Origin of the sequence: Aquibacillus koreensis (assembly GCF_025154055.1) — a bacterium.
GTDB lineage: Bacteria > Bacillota > Bacilli > Bacillales > Amphibacillaceae > Aquibacillus_C > Aquibacillus_C koreensis.
On record NZ_JAOALK010000028.1, the window covers coordinates 1 to 18,336 of the forward strand.

Sequence of the window (18,336 nt, forward strand, 5' to 3'; positions counted from 1 at the left end):
ACAAGAAGAACGAAATCGCGTCCCGCGATGGCTATGGGATAGAGCGTTATTATGTAAAGAGGAAAAAAATACAGATAGAGGGTTATTAAGGGAAGAAAACCATTAAGAACATAAAGAAAAAGTATGCTTTCTGTGATATTGTTTAATCGCCAAACCAAACAATAAAAAAGAGAGAGCATACTTCTATGAAATTTATTCTAACACGAAAAACAACAAAATTACATAACCAATATTTTACTCCACTTAATCGTGGACCACCCACCTTCCGGTTTGTTTAAAAATCAACTAACAAATCGGAGGGCTTTTATAATGGAAAAATATAAACGACAGATCGAACTATTCTTTGAGCTTAAGAACTCACCAGAATCCACAAGAAAATCTATGAGAAGAAGAATAAACGATTTTTTATTCTATGTGGAAGTAGTATTAGAGATAGAAATTGATGAAGTTGCTTTTGAAGATATTCAGGGGTATATCCTTCACTTAAAAAGAGATAGAAAACTTTCACCAGGGACAATAAATAATTGTATTTCATCTATTAAGTTTTTTTACACGTATGTACTAGAGAAAACCTGGAATCCAATAAAGGTACCTAGAATGAGAAGAGGCAAGAGCTTCCCTGTTATTCCACCTAGAGAGCAAGTATATGCACTTTTAGAGGGTACCAATAATTTAAAACATAAGGCGATTCTCGCCTTAATCTATGGTAGTGGATTGCGCGTTAGTGAAGTTGCACGACTAAAAATTAGTGATATAGATAGTCAAGGAATGCGAGTTCGTGTGCAGAAAACAAAACACGATACGAACCGTTATACCATTTTGTCTGAAGCTAGTCTTCTTGTCCTGCGAGAGTATTTCAAAGCCTATCATCATCGATCCTTTTCTAAAAATGATTGGCTCTTCAAGGGACAAAAGCAAGAGAATCATATTACGGTTAAAAGCATACAAAATACCTTTCTTAAAATTAGAGAAAGATTAAATCTCGATACAGCAATTTCAGCACATACCTTACGGCATTGTTTTGCGACACACTCTCTCGAAGACGGAATTGATCCTGTGCATATACAACATATGTTAGGTCATAAAAGAGTGGCAACGACAGTTGCTTATTTACACATGACTTCTAAAAGTTTAATGGGGATCAAAAGTCCATTGGACCAGCCTAGAGGTAAAAATTGATGACTATACAAAGTTTATTCGTTGATAACTACGATTACTTTAGAGTAACTCATAAAGTATCCATAGAACAGGCAAAAGCAGCCACGGCCATTAAAAATTGTAAAACAGATGCTTTAGGAGGTCACAGGCATGAGTGTGATTCATGTGGTGATTCAAAACTTAGCTATAATTCTTGTCGAAATCGTCACTGTCCGCAATGTCAAGGAGTTGATAAAGAGATTTGGGTGGATCAAAGAAGCAAAGATATTTTAAACGCACCCTATTTTCACGTCGTGTTTACGATACCCGAACAATTACACATGTTGATCTATCACAATCAAAAACTACTTTATAAATTAATGTACAAAGCAGTGGCAGAAACTTTGAACGAACTCGCATGGGACGATAAATATTTAGGTGCCCAAATTGGCTTTTTATCTGTCTTGCATACTTGGGGCCAGAATTTACACTATCATCCTCACATTCATACCATAGTCTTGGCCGGAGGCCTGACAAAAGATAACCGTTGGAAGGAAACGAGTAAAAAATTCTTTATTCCTGTGAAAGTTTTATCAAAGCAATTTAGAGGGAAATTTCTCTATTATCTCAAACAATATTACAACCAAAAGAAATTAAAGTTCTTTACTGAAACAACAAAATATCAATCTAGAAGTCAGTTTCAACAATTACTAGATAGCTGTTATGAACTGAATTGGTATAGTTATACCAAAAGAACATTTTCAGGTCCTTTAGCTGTGATGAAGTACCTTGGATTATACACGCACAGAATTGCCATTTCGAATAAACGTATCCTTTCACAAGGTTATGATACAGTGACCATCGGTGTAAAAGACTATAAGAATAACAATAAGAGAAAGCAAGTAAAGATGACCAAAGTAGAATTTATTCGGCGTTTTTTAATGCATGTATTACCGACACGATTTGTGAAAGTAAGGCATTATGGTTTATTAGCAAATCGAAATAGAAAAACGAAGTTGGAACGTTGTCGAAGACTAACAAAGAGCCCTAGCTATAAACCGTTATATGAAGGGTTAAGTAAAATTGAAGTCCTTGGAAAAATATTAAATAAGGATATGACTTTGTGTCCTTCGTGTAAAAAAGGTCATCTAGAAAGCGTTCATTCATTTAAGATACCGCCGTTTCCATCATATAAGATACCGTGATCGGTAGAATTAAATGCTTTTTTAAAAGCCTCTTAAATGGGGAGGGGGAAAGTACACCCATTTTTAACTGTTATCTATGTTTTTAAGAAAAAACATAGATAACAGTTAAAAAAACTGATAAATAAAAGATCAAAAATGAGGTTGGGGAGGATTGAATCCCCATAGGAAGAGAAGGAAGCGACTTCGTCCTTCTGGGACAATCAAAAATTTGCGGATAGTGGTAATACGAGATAGTACAAAGGCACAGATAGCTTAAATAGCTAAATGTGCCTTCTTTTTTCGCAAACTTCCGATTGTTCCCTAAAAGAACCGTCCCCTTGTTTCCATTTCATGAATTATGTTTTATTGGTTCATACTATGGTCGGGTGATGATGTATGCTATGTAAAACAAATGAAGAATTAAATGCACTTGTAAAAGAAGCGAAATCTTTTACGAGTAATGGAAAAGTCGCGGATTACATTCCTGCACTAAGAAAGGGTAATCCAAGTAATTTATCCATTGCGATCAACTATCCTGATGGACTTTGTATTTCTGCAGGGGATGTGGAGAAGAAGTTTACGCTTCAAAGTGTTTCAAAGGTGATTAGCTTGGCACTGGTATTAATCGATCAAGGATCAGAATATGTATTTGATCATGTTGGAATGGAACCAACGGGAGATCCTTTTAATTCAATTGCGAAATTAGAATCGATGATCCCGGCCAAGCCCTTAAACCCAATGATAAATGCAGGCGCATTGGTGGTTACTCATATGCTTAAAGGAGCTACTGTGTCTGACAGATTTGATCGTCTATTGGGCTTTGTTCAAGAGCTTGCCGATGATACTTCTATAAGCTTTAATAAAGAAGTTGCCCGTTCGGAAGTAGAGACAGCGGACCTCAACAGAGCATTATGTTATTTTTTAAAGCAACATGACATAATCGATGAGGATGTAGAAGAACTAATCGACATCTATACGAAACAATGTGCGATTGAAATGAACTGTTTACATCTAGCAAGAATAGGGTTAGTTTTTGCGATGGATGGGATCGATCCTGATTCAGGAAAACAGATTATTCCTAAAGAGTATGCTCGCATATGCAAAACATTTATGGTCACGTGTGGGATGTATAATGCTTCTGGTGAATTCGCCATTAAAATAGGGATTCCTGCTAAAAGTGGTGTGGCAGGTGGAATTATGGGTGCAGTGCCCGGAAGATTCGGCATTGGTATTTTTGGTCCGGCATTAGATGATAAAGGAAATAGTATTGCAGGAATAAAGTTGTTGGAGATGTTGTCGAACAATTATAAGCTAAGTATGTTTTAAATGAAAATGCTTATCTTAGAAAATATATATATCCGCCTTACTCCTCTCCATATTAGTAGTAAGATAGGACAGACACTGTTACAAAAAAATATAAGATTTCGCTGCCAGAGTAACTCTGGCGCTTTTTTTTGTTAGTCACTAAACTGTACAACTCTTAAATGTTGTATAATGACAACACAATCTCACATGCGTTTTGGAGGACAGAATGATACTTATAAAACGAATAATAGTTGTTTTAGTACTTGTACTAATTGCAGGTAGTGGCCTGTATATTTCGAATTTCTATGCACAACCTGACCCTGTTTTTACAGTTGGCAATGTTTCTGGAGCACAATATACACGGATAACAAAAAATCCAGATATCCCAATGCGCACAAAGTTTAAGAAGCTACCTGAAGAGGTCGAGATCGAAGCGAGCTCCGTTATTTTGATAACAATCGATGGGGATATATTATTTGAAAGGAACAAGGATGAATCCTTGCCTGTTGCTAGTATGTCCAAGATGATGACAGAGCTTTTGGTTTTGGAAGCAATCCAAGCAGGAGACATTAGTTGGGATCAAACAGTAGAAATAAGTGCGTATGCTTCTACTATTTCGAATCAGCCGGGCTTTGCATCCGTTCATTTACAACAAGGACAAGCGTACACTGTTGAGGAATTATTTCACTCAATGGTAATTCACTCTGCCAACGGTGCATCGATCGCTTTAGCGGAAGTGGTAGCGGGAACAGAAGGAGACTTTGTTGCAGAAATGAATGAAAAAGCCGAAAATCTAGGTCTTACTAACACAAGGTTTGTAAACAGTACTGGATTGGATAATATAGACCTTGGTGAATTTGTTTCGGTTGGAACACGATCGGATACGAATAGAATGTCCGCACAGGATGTTGCATCTTTAGCTAGACATGTAATCGAACAATATCCTGAAATCCTAGACGTGGTTGATGCCTCTAGTTATACACTTGATGGTGTGATACATAAAAATACAAATTGGATGCTACCAGAGGTAAATGAACAAGGTCTTGGGTTTCAAGGCGTGGATGGACTGAAAACAGGTTTCACCAATGAAGCGGGATATTGCTTTGCGGGTACGGTGGAACGTGAAGATCACCGTCTAATATCAGTAGTAATGGGTACATCCTCGATAACCGAACGCTTTTCACAAACAAAACACCTCTACGAATCCGCATTTAACGAATTGGAGTGAAGACGGAAACATGGGGACGGTTCTTTCGTTTCCATTTTTGGAAACGAAAGAACCGTCCCCATGTTTCCATTGCTTTTTCCAGGAGCTATGTGTATAATATCCTGTAATATTTAATAGCTAATTTGATGATGAAGAGAGTAGTGATTGTTTTCTCGTAAAGCGAGCCAGTGTTGGTGGAAGACTGGTACGGAGGCAATGATGAAGCGCACTTCTGAGAAGGTTTATCGAAGTAAGAGTAGATAAACTCGGGTAAAACCCGTTATTGATTCGAGCCGGCTTATTTTTCGTGTGTTTAAGCGCATATCCTATGTGTATCGCAGAAATAAGCAAATAGAGTGGTACCGCGAGTTCAATCCTCGTCTCTAAGATTTCTTAGAGACGGGGGTTTTTTATTATGCAAAAGGGGCGAATATTATTATGGAGTATAAACAAATGGTTGCTTTATCGATCCATGAAGCATTAGTTAAAAATGATGTGAAATCGTTATCGAAGCAGGAGATAACGAAGACATTAGAAGTACCACCACAGCAATCGATGGGTGATTATGCTTTTCCATGTTTTGTATTAGCAAAGACTTTGAAAAAAGCACCAAATCAGATTGCGAATGATCTTTCTGCCAATATGGAGAGTGGTCTCATCGAACGTGTGGAAGCAGTCGGTCCTTATGTTAACGTGTATCTCGATAAGACATTTACAGGAAAAGCAATCGTTGAAGAAATTTTAAATGAAAGAGAGGCTTATGGTAGTCCTAGCCTTGGTAATGGAGAGCAAATAACGATTGACTTGTCATCTCCAAACATTGCCAAACCTTTCTCCATGGGTCACTTGCGTTCCACAGTGATCGGAAATGCATTAGCTAATATTATGCAAAAGTGTGGCTATACTCCAGTGAAAATCAATCATTTAGGTGATTGGGGAACTCAATTTGGTAAGCTAATAACCGCTTATAAGCAGTGGGGGGAAGAAGAAAAGGTAAAGGCTGAGCCAATAAAAGAGCTACTAGCATTATACATTCATTTTCATGAAGAAGCGGAAGTAAATCCAGAACTAGAAGTACAGGGACGCTATTGGTTTAAACAATTAGAGGACGGAAACCAAGAAGCGCTTGCGTTATGGAAATGGTTCCGGGAAGTGTCTTTAGTAGACTTTCAACGGATTTATCAATTGCTTGGAGTTGAATTTGACTCGTTTCAAGGGGAAGCTTTTTACAACGATAAGATGGAGCCGGTTGTGAATGAATTGGAAGAGAAGCACCTACTTTCTGAATCGGATGGTGCCATGGTAGTGGGTTTAGATGAATTCAATCATCCTCCTTGCCTCATTAAAAAATCAGACGGTGCAACATTGTATGCTACAAGAGATTTAGCTGCAGCTTTATACCGGAAAAAGGAATACAGTTTCGCCAAAGCATTGTACGTTGTAGGTGGAGAACAGTCATTACATTTTAAACAAGTGTTTGAAGTGTTAAAGAAAATGGGATATACATGGGCTGCTGATATGCACCATATTTCTTTCGGCATGATGCTAAAAGACGGTAAAAAAATGTCGACAAGAAAAGGAAAAATAGTCCTTCTTGAAGAAGTGCTAAAAGAAGCGATCGAGCTTGCAACCGAGAATATTGAAAGTCGTAACCATGAACTGGAGAATAAAGAAGAAGTGGCCAAAAGTGTAGGGGTTGGCGCAGTCATTTTCCACGATCTGAAAAATTATCGTCAAAATGATATCGAATTCTCACTCGAATCGATGCTAACATTTGAAGGCGAGACTGGACCATATATTCAATACACGTACGCTCGGGCATGCTCTATTTTACGAAAAGGAATGAACCAAGTAGAAATTGTTGAGCAGTCTTATCAAGCGTTTCAAGACGATAAGGCCTGGACAGTTCTTTCGCTTTTGATGAAGTTTGAAGAGGTAATCACACATGCCTATCACCAGTTTGATCCTTCTCAAATTGCCAAATACACGATCGATCTCGCTCAAGCATTTAACAAGTACTACGCAACCGTAAGAATCTTAGAAGAAGACAACCAATTAGGATCCAGACTCCAATTAGTAGAAGCAACCACCATCGTATTAAAAGAAGGATTACGACTACTAGGCCTAAAAGCCCCAGAGAAGATGTAATAGGAAACAGGGGGACAGTTCTTATGTTTCCAATATGTAGCTTGTTTTAACAACCTTTCTGATAAATTCCGCAGAACAAAAAAAGAAGCTAGTTCCTTCGGTAAAAGTGGAAACATAAGAACGATTAATCTATTATCCCTCCTATCAATAGGAGGGATAATATGGATACTGTTGATACGTTTGTTGTGGATTATATGGTTTATGATGTGATTTTTCACAATCCTTATAAGGCCCAATATATGTGTTTGGCTTCACTGGCGCTGTGACGTTCTTCCACTCTTCCTCATTTATACAATACGTATGTGCCATGATATTGGAAGGTGTGAATTTTAAAAGGTCAGAACCTAATATTACTTCTGGATTTGGAGCATCAAAGATAGCTAACAGGTGAGTGTGGTCAGTTGTCGCTACTTCATAATGCCACCATCCTTTTGGTACATTTGCTACTTGCCCTGGTGTGATGTGGAAATTTAATATTTGTTTCGTGAACGGATTTAATATCGATACAATCGCTGATCCTGCAATGCAATAGACTAATTCAGCAGCATTTTGATGGTAGTGTGGTTCAACAACATTACTTTTACTTAGAAATATATCAAGAAGTGATGTGTTCTCCAATGTGTTTAGTTGTTTTTTTCCTAATACATTAATAAGGTTTTGTTGATTTTTAATAAACAATGGGCTTTTATTCATATCAAAGAAGTATTGCGTGGATGGAGATGTGTAATCCATTTCTGTCATAGGTCATTCGCCTCTTTCCTAATTTATAGTCAATATATGCAGTGATATTTATTTCTGTGTAAATGAGAGAAGGAAATTGTGGAAAAACCACTTGTAAGAGATTCTCATTTATTCATAAGGTTAAAAACCAATATCCGCATTGAAAGAAATGAAAGGAAGTTTCGTTTCAGTGTAAATGGAAACAGAAGAACCGTCCCTCTGTTTCCACCTGACCGAGAAAATATCCGTATAAAGGAAGGAAATTTATGAAAGTAATTAATAAAAATTATACTATTCACGATTTAACCTACATGATAAGAACAGCAAACGAATTTGACGCTAAACAGCTATCTGATGTCAGATTACAGATCGATGGAGAAACAGAAAATATGGATAGAGAACGAGGAGAAGCTTATATTGATGAGTCTGGCTTCAAGCAGATCATTAAGAGTGATAGAGAAAAGAATTGTAACCTTTTTTTAGTTGTAGAAGTAAAGGGACGAATCGTAGGATTTTCTAGGTGTGAAGGAAATGCTTTAAAAAGAACAGCACATAAAGTAGAGTTCGGCGTTTGTGTATTAAAGGATTACTGGGGACATGCGATAGGGAGAAATCTGCTAAAGGAATCCATTCACTGGGTGGAAACTGTTGGAATTACAAAAATGACATTACAAGTATTAGAAACGAATGCGAAGGCAATCACGATGTACAAGCAGTTTGGTTTTGAAGTGGAGGGAGTATTAAAAAAAGATAAACTACTTTCGGATGGAAACTACTATCATACAATAGTAATGGGACGCTTTCATAAAACGTAATCATTATTTGTATTTACATCATTACATCTATTATAGACCGTTTAACCGGTCTTTTTTTCATGGTCAATGGGATACGAATTGGGAATTTATGTTAAGATATAATTAAGTTTGGGTATGGGAGGGATTAGGCATAAAATCAATTAAAATTTCTTATTATGATGCTTTTAGTGGAAACAGAGGGACGGTTCTTGCGTTCACAGTGAACGATAGAAAGTGCCAAAATAAATGAGATTCCACTTGCAAAGGAGATTTGTAATGAATCTAACAAAAACCATTCTTATTCTATTACTAGTTTTTATCGTAATTGGATGTAGTGAAGAGAAAACACAAGATATCGCAGAGAAATACCTAGCGGAACAAGGTTACGAGGTAATTACCACAATAGAAAGTCCTGCTGTATCTTCTTTTACGCTTGTAGAGGAGGATGTTTCTGACGAGAAGAAACCTATGTTGGCGGGTACCATCGTTAAGAGAATGTGGCTAGTTCAAGAGCAAGAGCTTAAAGATTACAAAGGAGAAAAAATAGAGGTGAAACAATTTGTCGTTGAGAATCATCCATTAGATGATTGGGTATCGGAATATGATGAAACTCTAAAATCAGTAGGGGAAACGCATGTAACGCTTCTTGTTGTGGATGGGGATGTCATTGGTGGGACATCTGCCCCAGGATTAAATAGAAGTGTAGCGGGGAATCCGCAATTTTCTTTAGATGGTAAAACATTTGAAGAAGTCCATCCAGGTAAATCCTATACCGTATGGAGTGACGACTGGATTGAAACGTATTTGGATTATATAAAATATGAATGATAGATTTAGAGAATGCTAATAGGGGGACAGCGAGTGAAAAAAATATGGGCAACTTTTTTTTATTTTTTATCTTTAGTAATCTTAGGTTTCTTTATAAGTAATCTATCCAAAATAGATTCTCCACTTGGTAATTTCAGAGCGGAATTATGGTTTATATGCTTTGTGATTTTAACATGTAGTTTTCATACTCCTAGACAAATAATTAAATCATTAATTAATTTCAACGTGTTAAAACAACCCGCTACTTATTTCTATATTGTCCTTTCACTATTATTACCGTATGTATTGTTAATGCTTTGCGTAAATTATGAAATCCTGTTAGATAAACGACTTATTTATTTTTATAAACATGGACTTTTTCAACAACAAGACACGTTAGCGATCATCCATGCAACTATACTCAACCCCATTTGGGAAGAACTATTCTTTCGGGGAGTCCTATTGTTTTCGTTATTGAAGTTGATGAAACCAATATGGGCTATTTCTTTAACTTCTATATTATTTGCACTCTTTCATCCAAGTTACTGGATTGTTACTTTACTGTCCGGAATACTATTATCTCTTCTTACATATAAAACAAAATCCATTATACCTGCTATTTTGTCACATGCCCTTTGGAACTTTTATATAGCATATCTATTCTTCTACTTTTCGTAAACAGAGGGACGGTTCTTATGTTTCCAAATGCCTAAAATGGAAACATAAGAACCGTCCCCCTGTTTCCATTTTAGGCATACTTCTCCTCTTTTAAGGAAATAGGGTAGGGGCTAAATTGGGCTGGATTATTCCACATATTGTTCACTTTTTGTCCATTGTCTTGCTAATTTTTTATCTCTAATGATTATAATCAATTTCGTTATTTTTCCTTTTCTGCATGTTATCAGAATTGTAAGAAACGGATGTGGTTGTTGTTTTATCAGAGATCATCAATTTTAAAGAAGAGTCGGGAGCATTTGCTTCCGACTCTTTACTACACTTACTTATTCTCATTTTGTGTTGGTGGTACTAAACAGCTATCATCTGTGCATACTGCGCCGCTATCATCACCAGACAAGTCCATAAATTGCGGTTTTGGATTTTCTTGTTCCCAGACTTGGTCAAGTGCACTTTTAAATGTCTCTAACGGTTGCGCACCTGAAAACGCATATTTTTTATTGATTACAAAATAAGGAACTCCCGTTACACCAATATCTTGAGCAGTTTTTTGATCATTTCGCACTTCATTTGCAAATGAAGATGAATCGTTTAACACTTCAAATGCCTTATCGCGATCAATCCCTGATTCTTCAGCAATTGCTGCAAGTATTTCGATATCCCCAACGTTTCTTGAATCAGTAAAATAAGCGTGAAGTAAATGCTCAGTTAACACTTTATCCTTACCAATGGTTTCTGCATATTTAGCTAAGCGATGCGCATCAAAGGTGTTCGTCGGTTTCATCTCATCGTAGTTATAAATTAATCCGATCTCTGCAGCTTGTTCGATTAACCCTTTATTCATTTCCTTTACTTGCGCAGTATTCGTATTAAATTTAGTAGCTAAAGCGTCATAAATATGTTGATCGGTGTGTGCAGGAGCATTCGAATCTAACTCAAAGCTTTTATACTGAATTTCAACTTGATCTTTATGAGCGAACTCCTCAATTGCCATCTCTAAACGTCTTTTTCCTATATAACAAAACGGACAAACAAAGTCTGACCATACTTCTATTTTTAACATATATAGCACCTCAATCATGAAAGATTACAGTTATTGTAGCACCAAAACAGTCAAAACTTGTAAGAAGATGCTCAGGAGGAAACAAGGGGACGGTTCTCCTGCGTACGAGAACTGCCCCCTGTTCCAAAAGACAACTTAAGCGGTACCTCATACTAAATGGAAACGCAAGAACCGTCCCCTTGTTTCCATTCCATTACATGTTTTGTTCTTTTAGTTTTTGTTGTTTGTGTATGGTGTGTTTGGTTCCCCATTCGTGCATGGCATGAAGGATTGGTTCTAAGCTTTTTCCATACTCAGTGATTGAATATTCTACTTTTGGTGGTACTTGTGGGTAGACGACTCTCTCAATAATATCTTCATCTTCTAACTCACGAAGTTGTTTTGTTAGCATTTTTTGCGTAATTCCTGGTACATTACGTTTAAGCTCACTGAAGCGTTGTGTACCTTTTTTAAAGAGGTGTAATAAAATAATAGGCTTCCATTTTCCTACTAGGATACCTAAAGCATCTTCAACTTTGCATAATTCCGGTTCAATTGCCATTTGTATTCCTCCTAATAGTATCCTTTTTGATACTATATTACATAAAAGTGCGTACTTCCATTATTATTAACTATCATCCATAATAACATGACGTAGGGGATGTTAAAAGATAAACTAATATTTGGAATCAAATAAATGTAAACAAATAAATGGCTCGGGAACAATATACAAAAACATGTCTGCGAGCAAATCAACATAGAAAGATAGAAAGGTGATGAAAATGGAAAAATACGGTATTAATCCAAGTGAAGGATTGGAATTTGGAATCTACACATTAGGAGACCACTTACCAAATCCGGTAACGGGAGAGCGAATTTCAGCGGAAGAAAGAATTCAAGAGATTATTGAATATGCTAAACTAGCCGACCAAGCTGGTATTGATTTTTTTAGTGTTGGTGAAAGCCACCAGGAATTTTTTGCAACACAAGCACATGCGGTTGTGCTTGCGGCAATTGCACAAGCGACAAAAAATATTAAAATTGCGAGCTCTTCTACAATCATTAGTACATCGGACCCGGTTCGTGTATATGAGAATTTTGCTACTGTAGACTTAATCTCTAAAGGGCGTGCTGAACTCATCGCTGGTCGAGCATCAAGAGTTGGATTATTCGAATTATTAGGCTACGATCTTCGTGATTATGAAGAGCTATATGAAGAAAAGTTTGACTTGCTACGTCAAATTAATGAAGAAGAAGTAGTGAATTGGAGTGGCGAGTACCGTGCACCGTTAAGAAATGCAAAAGTTCTTCCTCGTCCTCAAAAAGGAAAATTACCAATATGGCGTGCGGTTGGAGGATCTCCGGCGAGTGCTATTCGAGCTGGATACGCTGGTGTGCCGATGATGATGGCTCACTTGGGCGGACCAGTCTCTGTGTTTAAACGTACGATTGATTCCTATCGTGATGCTTTGCAGAGTAGAGGTTTTGATCCAACTGAATTCCCAGTAGCAACAGCTGGATTCTTTTATGCAGCAGAAACTTCTCAGCAAGCATTGAAAGATATGTATCCGCATATCAATGAAGGGATGAAGAGAACAAATGGCCAAGGATTTCCAAAACAACATTTCGCACAAGGCATTGATCCACATAATGTGATGAACATTGGTAGTCCACAAGAAATTATTGAGAAGATTTTATATCAACATGAAGTCTATGGACACCAACGTTATATCGCGCAAATTGACTTTGGTGGCGTACCTTTTGAAAGACTACAAAAAAACATTGAGATAATCGGAACAGAAATACTACCAGCTATTAAAAAATACACTGCAAAAAAATAGTGGGATGCGGGGACAGATCCCTTGTCCCGCCATTTTGCTTTATCAAATATAGCGAAGTAAGAAGGAGTGAACAACAGATGAAAATCGTTGCATTATCAGGCTCTAATGTTGGGTCGAAAACGAGAACGGCTATGAATTATACGGTGGAAGCACTCCAAGAAAAATATGCAGATACAGCAGACGTTACTTTAATTGACTTAGCTGAATACGATGTCCAATTTAGTGATGGAAGAAATTATTTAGAATATGAAGGCGATACGGGTTATGTAACAAAAGCAATCATGGAAGCAGACGCCATTATTATTGGTACACCTATTTTTCAAGCTTCTATTCCTGCGACACTTAAGAACATTTTTGACTTATTACCGGTAAATGCCTTTCGAGATAAAGTAGTAAGCATGCTAGTGACTGCAGGATCAGCGAAGCATTACCTCATCGCCGAACAACAGTTAAAGCCAATCTTGGCTTACATGAAAGCACAAATGGTCCAAACCTATGTATTTATTGAAGAAAAAGACTTTTACAGAAAAGAAATTACCAGTGATGATGTAAAATTTCGGATTGAACGCTTAGCAGAAGATACGGTTGTGTTAACGGAAACCTATGCGAAAATCCGAGAAGAAAAAGAAGCAGCATACGATTTTTAAATAAAGACAATTTGGAGGAACAGAACGATGACAACATTTGAATTACCAAAACTAGCATATGACTTTAACGCATTAGAACCATATATCGATCAAAAAACGATGGAAATCCATCATGGAAAACACCACCAAACGTATGTGACAAAACTTAACGCTGCTATAGAAGGAAAAGCCGAACTAACAGGGAAATCCTTAGAAGAAATGTTATCTAACCTTGACGCTCTACCTGAAGATGTGAGAACGGCGATCAGAAACAACGGTGGGGGACATGTAAACCACACGCTTTTCTGGGAAGTAATTGCACCAGGGAAAGAACAATCTGCTCCTAGTGGAAAATTAGCCGATGCAATTGGTGAAGCTTTTGGTAGCATTAGTACATTTGAACAAAAATTTGCAGATGCAGCTACTACGCGTTTTGGTTCTGGTTGGGCGTGGTTAGTCGTAAATCAAAACGGAAAGTTAGAAGTAACGAGTACACCGAATCAAGATAACCCAATCATGGAAGGTAAAACTGCGATTCTCGGTCTGGATGTTTGGGAACATGCTTATTACTTAAACTATCAAAACAGAAGACCTGATTATATCGAGAACTTTTTCAATATTATTAACTGGGATACTGTAGCGGAAAAATATGAATTATTAATAAAATAAGCGTCATTTAACGAATAAGGTGCCATTTGTGGTACCTTATTCTTGATGATAAAATTTTATTGATGATAAAGTAGAGGGATGGAAATGGATATTATCGATGTAAAAGAAAAACCACCTCTTGATTCGACGCCGTTAACACTAGTGATTGGGAAATTTGATGGTGTACACAAAGGACACCAGCTGATTCTTCAGGTGGCCAGGGAAAAGATGGATTCTTCTCAAGAGACATTAGCTGTAATGGGTTTTTCTGATCAGCCACTATGGGTTTTAAGACAGGATGAAGCTTACGAAAAGAAAATTACCCCAGATCGAGATAAGTTCACCTTGCTAAAGCAGTACGGAGTAGGAAGGTATTATCGTGTGGCATTTACGAAAGAATATGCTGCAACAACTGCGGAAGCTTTTGTGAAGGAGCATTTAGCTCAGTTGCAGGTGAAGCGAATTGTAATTGGGGAGGGTTTTCGATTTGGTAAGGGAGCTTCGTCAAGTACAGATGCGTTAATCCGCCTTTGTACGGAAAGAAATATCGAAGTAGTTGTCGTGCCGCTTGTAAAAATTAACGGTACACCAATTAGTAGCACGAAAATACGTGGGTTGTTAAAAGAAGGACTGATGGAAGCGGCACAATCCTTATTAGGGCGCCCGTTTACTGTAACAGGTATTGTCGTACACGGACAAAAGATGGGAAGAAAGCTAGGATTTCCTACCATTAACATGGGCGAAATGGAAGCATTCGTTGAGCCTAAGCCAGGTGTATATTTAGGGGTAGTTGGCATTTATAAAGACGGTGTTATTACAGATTATAGGGATGTGTTAATAAGCGCAGGGTATCGTCCAAGCGTAAATGGACAAGGCTACTTAATCGAAGCGCATATTCTTAATTATTCTGGAGATTTATATGATCAAACTGTATCCGTTTCATTTTTGCGTTACTTACGTGAAGAAATCAAGTTCACTAATTTAGATGACCTAATCGAACAAATGGAACAAGATCGAATCCAAGCAGAACAACTACTTGCTACCGATTGAACATAAAGGAAACAGAGGGACAGTTCTCGTAAGCAGGGGGACGGTTCTTCTGTTCACGATAAAGCTGATGATTAAATAGGCAGGGAATTCTTATATTATACTCGACCCATAATTTGGACGCAGAAGAACCGTCCCCCTGTTTCCATCCACATTTTAGGGAGGAGCGATGGTTATGAAGTTGGTTGGTGTTGCCGGTGCTTTAGCCGGTTGGAAGACGAATGTTGTGATTCACCATGTGTTAGAGGCTGCTAAAGAGATTGACTCCAATATAGAAACAGAATTGATTGATTTAAGAGATGTGGAAGTGGAGTTCGTTCGTGGGGAGCCGTTAGCTTACTATAATGAAGATACCTTTAAAGTGGTTAACAAGATTCTAAATGCAGATTTCCTTGTATTTGGTACACCTATTTACCAAGCGTCAATTACAGGTGCGTTAAAAAACCTTCTTGATCATTTTGAGGTGGATGCATTTAAGGGTAAAGTGACAGGAATTATCACGACCGGTGCAGTAGAAAAACACTTTCTTGTATCCGAATATCACCTGAAACCGGTTCTTGCCTACCTTAAGGGTTTAGTTCCAACCACGAATGTATTTGTTCATAATGACTCTTTTAGTGACGAAAATGAAATTATAGATGAAGAAGTTACGAAACGGATCAAGTTATTAGCGAATGAAATGGTTGATTTACAACAAAAAAATAAACGTTTTATGAAGGAGGATACTTAACAATGGCATTTGTAATCTTAGAACCATGTCAAACAGAAAAAGCAGGAGAATGTGCAACGGTATGTCCAGTTGATTGCATAGAAGAAGGACCTGACCAGTTTTATATTGACCCAGATATTTGTATCGATTGCGGGGCGTGTGTGTCTGTTTGTCCAGTCGACGCAATTGTAGAAGAATACGACTTAACACCAGAACAAGAGCCATTCCTTGAGAAGGCTGAGAAGTTCTTTGAAAATAGGTAGAAGAGGTAGGACGAACGATTAACATAGATGGAGGAAAGTGAAGTGGAGCTATTCACCTCTTTGAAAAATAGTTTGCTTTTGCCTAAAAAAGAAGCGCTATTTCGATTGAACCGTATCAGTATGCGAAATACAATTGTGTATGTATTTGTTCTTATGTTTTTACTTCTTTTACCGGATAGCTTAATGGGAATGATGGAGTCACAAAATAGGCCGGAGGGAATCGACCCAAGCATATTTATCATCCAAATGGTTGTATTTTATCCTTTGATGATTCTTTTTGTTGCGATCACGTTGGTATCGGTGTTGGCTGGCTTTGCCCTCTTGTTAAAACAGTTGCTTAGGCGAAAACTTAAGTATCAACAGTTATGGAAAATGACGGCTTATGCTATGACCATTCCATTCACGATCTATGCAATCTTAAGTACGATTGGTTTAGATTATGGCATTGTGACGATTCTTTTAATCGGTGGCCTCTATTACCTACTCTACAAAATGATTGTGATCTATCCGAAGGTTGGATAAAGTACTTGGACAGGGGAATTATACCCTTGTCCAAGTACTTTACTCATGCTTTTTTGTCAAAAACCACTACGTTCTAAAATTTCATTGTAAGCTTTCTCTGTCAAAACAGGATCCGGATCAACCCCTTTTTTCTTCGGTACATCAAAATCAGCAAGAATAAAGTGATGCATGGGTTCTACATCATGTCTAGCTAATGAATGTTTACAACAGGATAAGATACATCCATCAATCGCTAGGATGTCTCTACCTGATTGTGCCGTTTTTACCAAGGATTTAACATCCCCACCTACCCCTGCAATGCAAGACATTTCCGCCATCCCTTTTCGATCCATCTTCATTGCTATTTGGTTTGCTGTCTGTGCAGCTGATGAACATCCAGAACATGAATAAACGATTGGTAAATTTGATTTCCTCATATTTCTCCTCCCTTATTTTTATTTTTCTAAAAATTCGCACAGTATAACTCTAAATGATTTGTAGACAGAAAACTGTGAGGAGAGTCACTGATATGACAAATTATTTAACAAATCACCCTCGTCTGAAGAACTACAGATGTTATTTTATTCCCGTGTTAAAAATTTGGGAGATATGAGGCAAACGCCCTTCCATATTAGCCTTTTTGCAATAGTATAATAAGGAATCAAGTGAAAAAGGAGGCTAAAAGATGGGTGAAACATACGGCTATGGTGGTGGCTTCGCATTGATCGTTGTCTTGTTTATCCTTCTAATTATTATTGGTACTTCTTATGTAGGAGGATATGGCGCATACTAATAATTAAATGTAGGGTAAGGGGTATGACAAAGGAGACTTTGTTATATCCCTTATTTATTTTTTGTGGATGTCTCCTCCAAGGACATATATGACAAGCAACAAACCCTCATGTAGGCATATGTTATGTATTATGCTGAAATTGAGGAGTGATTGGGGTGGAAGAAAGAACGCATAATAAGTATCAGATGAATTATCGTTTTTACCCGGCGGAAAGTGATGAAGTTATATTGTGATTTGCGACTAATCGAAGTATGATAAATTCACATATATGTTTTTTGAGAATTTAATTTATGAGGTGAATTCGTGAAGGTATATCTAATCATTACTCAAATTCTATACGTAATTACTTTATTACCATGGCTGGCTATCTGGGGACTGTCTTTTATGAGCTTTGATATGGGAGTCAATGTTTATAATGCATCGTTCGTATTAAGCATAACTCTATATCCTGTTGCAATCATAATTGGCTCGATATTGGCATGGGGGTTTCGATCAAAAAAGAAGCGGTTTGCTATCATTATTAATCTATTACCTTTACTATGGATAATTAGTTTTTTCGGTTTTATGATAATTTACTGATAACTGAACATCGGGTTTATAATTAAAAAAGGAGATTGAATTTCTAACCTTCGAATAGATATTCTCGAGTATGCTTATTTTTATTAATCTTTACTTTCATTAAAAAGGAGAACTTTAAGAAATAGGAGGATAACACCAGCCATGCTAAAAATTGTCGATCGTCTAGCAGAACTAATCTATGCTATTTTCACTATTATATTAAGGCCATTTAGTTATATCCTTGCAGGGGGCATTATTGTTGCTACACCACTTTACTTGATTGTATGGATTATAGAGTTCTACACGACATCGATGTAAATGAAAACATAAA

Annotated in this window: 21 protein-coding genes and 1 other annotated feature; of the genes, 17 read left to right on the plus strand and 4 right to left on the minus strand. The window is 37.2% G+C overall.

The window, feature by feature from the left end; all coding sequences use genetic code 11:
- Positions 1-309 precede the first annotated feature (309 nt).
- The 5 genes from NYQ66_RS06775 (at position 310) to argS (ending at position 6,981) form a co-directional block, all read left to right on the plus strand.
- Positions 310-1,179, plus strand: coding sequence for a tyrosine-type recombinase/integrase (locus NYQ66_RS06775; protein ID WP_259867933.1), 870 nt, complete (start codon positions 310-312; stop codon positions 1,177-1,179).
- A complete protein-coding gene (locus NYQ66_RS06780) occupies positions 1,176-2,342 on the plus strand; it encodes an IS91 family transposase (protein WP_456151316.1) in 1,167 nt (388 codons plus the stop codon). Before NYQ66_RS06775 ends, NYQ66_RS06780 begins: the two co-directional genes overlap by 4 nt.
- A 375-nt stretch (positions 2,343-2,717) precedes the next feature.
- Positions 2,718-3,647, plus strand: a complete 930-nt coding sequence (glsA, locus tag NYQ66_RS06785; RefSeq protein ID WP_259868192.1) for a glutaminase A — start codon at positions 2,718-2,720, stop codon at positions 3,645-3,647.
- A gap of 205 nt (positions 3,648-3,852) precedes the next feature.
- Complete coding sequence (locus tag NYQ66_RS06790; protein WP_259868193.1) at positions 3,853-4,854, plus strand: D-alanyl-D-alanine carboxypeptidase family protein; 1,002 nt, start codon at positions 3,853-3,855, stop codon at positions 4,852-4,854.
- A 116-nt stretch (positions 4,855-4,970) separates the two neighbouring features.
- Positions 4,971-5,221: a binding site (T-box leader), on the plus strand.
- A 50-nt stretch (positions 5,222-5,271) separates the two neighbouring features.
- Positions 5,272-6,981 carry an arginine--tRNA ligase gene (gene argS, locus NYQ66_RS06795; RefSeq protein WP_272480062.1) on the plus strand — a complete coding sequence of 570 codons (1,710 nt, stop codon included), beginning with the start codon at positions 5,272-5,274 and terminating at the stop codon, positions 6,979-6,981.
- Positions 6,982-7,125: 144 nt separating this feature from the next.
- Here the strand turns inward: argS and NYQ66_RS06800 are convergent, their stop codons facing one another.
- Entirely contained in the window at positions 7,126-7,722 is a 597-nt protein-coding gene (locus tag NYQ66_RS06800; protein WP_259868194.1) for a cupin domain-containing protein, read from the minus strand.
- 245 nt (positions 7,723-7,967) lie between these two features.
- Here NYQ66_RS06800 and NYQ66_RS06805 point away from each other — a divergent pair, with 245 nt between their 5' ends.
- The 3 genes from NYQ66_RS06805 (at position 7,968) to NYQ66_RS06815 (ending at position 9,980) form a co-directional block, all read left to right on the plus strand.
- Positions 7,968-8,516, plus strand: coding sequence for a GNAT family N-acetyltransferase (locus tag NYQ66_RS06805; RefSeq protein WP_259868196.1), 549 nt, complete (start codon positions 7,968-7,970; stop codon positions 8,514-8,516).
- 255 nt (positions 8,517-8,771) lie between these two features.
- Complete coding sequence (locus NYQ66_RS06810) at positions 8,772-9,323, plus strand: hypothetical protein (RefSeq protein ID WP_259868198.1); 552 nt, start codon at positions 8,772-8,774, stop codon at positions 9,321-9,323.
- Positions 9,324-9,356: 33 nt separating this feature from the next.
- Positions 9,357-9,980 carry a CPBP family intramembrane glutamic endopeptidase gene (locus NYQ66_RS06815; RefSeq protein ID WP_259868200.1) on the plus strand — a complete coding sequence of 208 codons (624 nt, stop codon included), beginning with the start codon at positions 9,357-9,359 and terminating at the stop codon, positions 9,978-9,980.
- A gap of 319 nt (positions 9,981-10,299) precedes the next feature.
- Here the strand turns inward: NYQ66_RS06815 and NYQ66_RS06820 are convergent, their stop codons facing one another.
- Together NYQ66_RS06820 and NYQ66_RS06825 are read right to left on the minus strand one after the other, a co-directional pair.
- Complete coding sequence (locus NYQ66_RS06820; protein ID WP_259868202.1) at positions 10,300-11,040, minus strand: DsbA family oxidoreductase; 741 nt, start codon at positions 11,038-11,040, stop codon at positions 10,300-10,302.
- Between the two features lie 193 nt (positions 11,041-11,233).
- Complete coding sequence (locus NYQ66_RS06825) at positions 11,234-11,581, minus strand: winged helix-turn-helix transcriptional regulator (RefSeq protein ID WP_259868204.1); 348 nt, start codon at positions 11,579-11,581, stop codon at positions 11,234-11,236.
- Between the two features lie 220 nt (positions 11,582-11,801).
- On the opposite strand from NYQ66_RS06825, the gene NYQ66_RS06830 reads away from it, so the two are divergent.
- The 7 genes from NYQ66_RS06830 to NYQ66_RS06860 all read left to right on the plus strand — a co-directional run bounded on the left by NYQ66_RS06830 (position 11,802) and on the right by NYQ66_RS06860 (position 16,675).
- Entirely contained in the window at positions 11,802-12,860 is a 1,059-nt protein-coding gene (locus NYQ66_RS06830) for an LLM class flavin-dependent oxidoreductase (protein WP_259868206.1), read from the plus strand.
- A gap of 77 nt (positions 12,861-12,937) precedes the next feature.
- Positions 12,938-13,507 (plus strand): NADPH-dependent FMN reductase, encoded by a 570-nt coding sequence (locus NYQ66_RS06835; RefSeq protein ID WP_259868208.1) that lies wholly within the window; start codon positions 12,938-12,940, stop codon positions 13,505-13,507.
- A gap of 27 nt (positions 13,508-13,534) precedes the next feature.
- A complete protein-coding gene (locus tag NYQ66_RS06840; protein WP_259868210.1) occupies positions 13,535-14,155 on the plus strand; it encodes a superoxide dismutase in 621 nt (206 codons plus the stop codon).
- Between the two features lie 84 nt (positions 14,156-14,239).
- Positions 14,240-15,184: a bifunctional riboflavin kinase/FAD synthetase gene (locus tag NYQ66_RS06845; protein WP_259868212.1), complete on the plus strand. Its 945-nt coding sequence runs from the start codon at positions 14,240-14,242 to the stop codon at positions 15,182-15,184.
- A 172-nt stretch (positions 15,185-15,356) separates the two neighbouring features.
- Positions 15,357-15,911 carry an NADPH-dependent FMN reductase gene (locus tag NYQ66_RS06850; RefSeq protein WP_259868215.1) on the plus strand — a complete coding sequence of 185 codons (555 nt, stop codon included), beginning with the start codon at positions 15,357-15,359 and terminating at the stop codon, positions 15,909-15,911.
- Between the two features lie 2 nt (positions 15,912-15,913).
- On the plus strand, positions 15,914-16,153 hold the full coding sequence (locus tag NYQ66_RS06855) for an indolepyruvate ferredoxin oxidoreductase subunit alpha (RefSeq protein ID WP_259868218.1): 240 nt from the start codon (positions 15,914-15,916) through the stop codon (positions 16,151-16,153).
- 42 nt (positions 16,154-16,195) lie between these two features.
- Positions 16,196-16,675, plus strand: coding sequence for a DUF1189 domain-containing protein (locus NYQ66_RS06860; protein ID WP_259868219.1), 480 nt, complete (start codon positions 16,196-16,198; stop codon positions 16,673-16,675).
- 56 nt (positions 16,676-16,731) lie between these two features.
- Here the strand turns inward: NYQ66_RS06860 and NYQ66_RS06865 are convergent, their stop codons facing one another.
- Positions 16,732-17,091: a putative zinc-binding protein gene (locus NYQ66_RS06865; protein ID WP_259868220.1), complete on the minus strand. Its 360-nt coding sequence runs from the start codon at positions 17,089-17,091 to the stop codon at positions 16,732-16,734.
- 248 nt (positions 17,092-17,339) lie between these two features.
- On the opposite strand from NYQ66_RS06865, the gene NYQ66_RS06870 reads away from it, so the two are divergent.
- Positions 17,340-17,447, plus strand: a complete 108-nt coding sequence (locus tag NYQ66_RS06870) for a YjcZ family sporulation protein (RefSeq protein WP_259868221.1) — start codon at positions 17,340-17,342, stop codon at positions 17,445-17,447.
- 720 nt (positions 17,448-18,167) lie between these two features.
- Positions 18,168-18,323, plus strand: a complete 156-nt coding sequence (locus tag NYQ66_RS06875) for a hypothetical protein (protein WP_259868222.1) — start codon at positions 18,168-18,170, stop codon at positions 18,321-18,323.
- Positions 18,324-18,336 lie beyond the last annotated feature (13 nt).

Coding starts and splice junctions, on each gene's coding strand:
- NYQ66_RS06830 (WP_259868206.1), top strand. CDS start 11,802: ATGGAAAAATACGGTATTAATCCAAGTGAAGGATTGGAATTTGGAATC.
- NYQ66_RS06825 (WP_259868204.1), bottom strand. CDS start 11,581: ATGGCAATTGAACCGGAATTATGCAAAGTTGAAGATGCTTTAGGTATC.
- argS (WP_272480062.1), top strand. CDS start 5,272: ATGGAGTATAAACAAATGGTTGCTTTATCGATCCATGAAGCATTAGTT.
- NYQ66_RS06805 (WP_259868196.1), top strand. CDS start 7,968: ATGAAAGTAATTAATAAAAATTATACTATTCACGATTTAACCTACATG.
- NYQ66_RS06850 (WP_259868215.1), top strand. CDS start 15,357: ATGAAGTTGGTTGGTGTTGCCGGTGCTTTAGCCGGTTGGAAGACGAAT.
- NYQ66_RS06865 (WP_259868220.1), bottom strand. CDS start 17,091: ATGAGGAAATCAAATTTACCAATCGTTTATTCATGTTCTGGATGTTCA.
- NYQ66_RS06790 (WP_259868193.1), top strand. CDS start 3,853: ATGATACTTATAAAACGAATAATAGTTGTTTTAGTACTTGTACTAATT.
- NYQ66_RS06855 (WP_259868218.1), top strand. CDS start 15,914: ATGGCATTTGTAATCTTAGAACCATGTCAAACAGAAAAAGCAGGAGAA.
- NYQ66_RS06870 (WP_259868221.1), top strand. CDS start 17,340: ATGGGTGAAACATACGGCTATGGTGGTGGCTTCGCATTGATCGTTGTC.
- glsA (WP_259868192.1), top strand. CDS start 2,718: ATGCTATGTAAAACAAATGAAGAATTAAATGCACTTGTAAAAGAAGCG.
- NYQ66_RS06840 (WP_259868210.1), top strand. CDS start 13,535: ATGACAACATTTGAATTACCAAAACTAGCATATGACTTTAACGCATTA.
- NYQ66_RS06875 (WP_259868222.1), top strand. CDS start 18,168: ATGCTAAAAATTGTCGATCGTCTAGCAGAACTAATCTATGCTATTTTC.
- NYQ66_RS06800 (WP_259868194.1), bottom strand. CDS start 7,722: ATGACAGAAATGGATTACACATCTCCATCCACGCAATACTTCTTTGAT.
- NYQ66_RS06820 (WP_259868202.1), bottom strand. CDS start 11,040: ATGTTAAAAATAGAAGTATGGTCAGACTTTGTTTGTCCGTTTTGTTAT.
- NYQ66_RS06775 (WP_259867933.1), top strand. CDS start 310: ATGGAAAAATATAAACGACAGATCGAACTATTCTTTGAGCTTAAGAAC.
- NYQ66_RS06810 (WP_259868198.1), top strand. CDS start 8,772: ATGAATCTAACAAAAACCATTCTTATTCTATTACTAGTTTTTATCGTA.
- NYQ66_RS06845 (WP_259868212.1), top strand. CDS start 14,240: ATGGATATTATCGATGTAAAAGAAAAACCACCTCTTGATTCGACGCCG.
- NYQ66_RS06835 (WP_259868208.1), top strand. CDS start 12,938: ATGAAAATCGTTGCATTATCAGGCTCTAATGTTGGGTCGAAAACGAGA.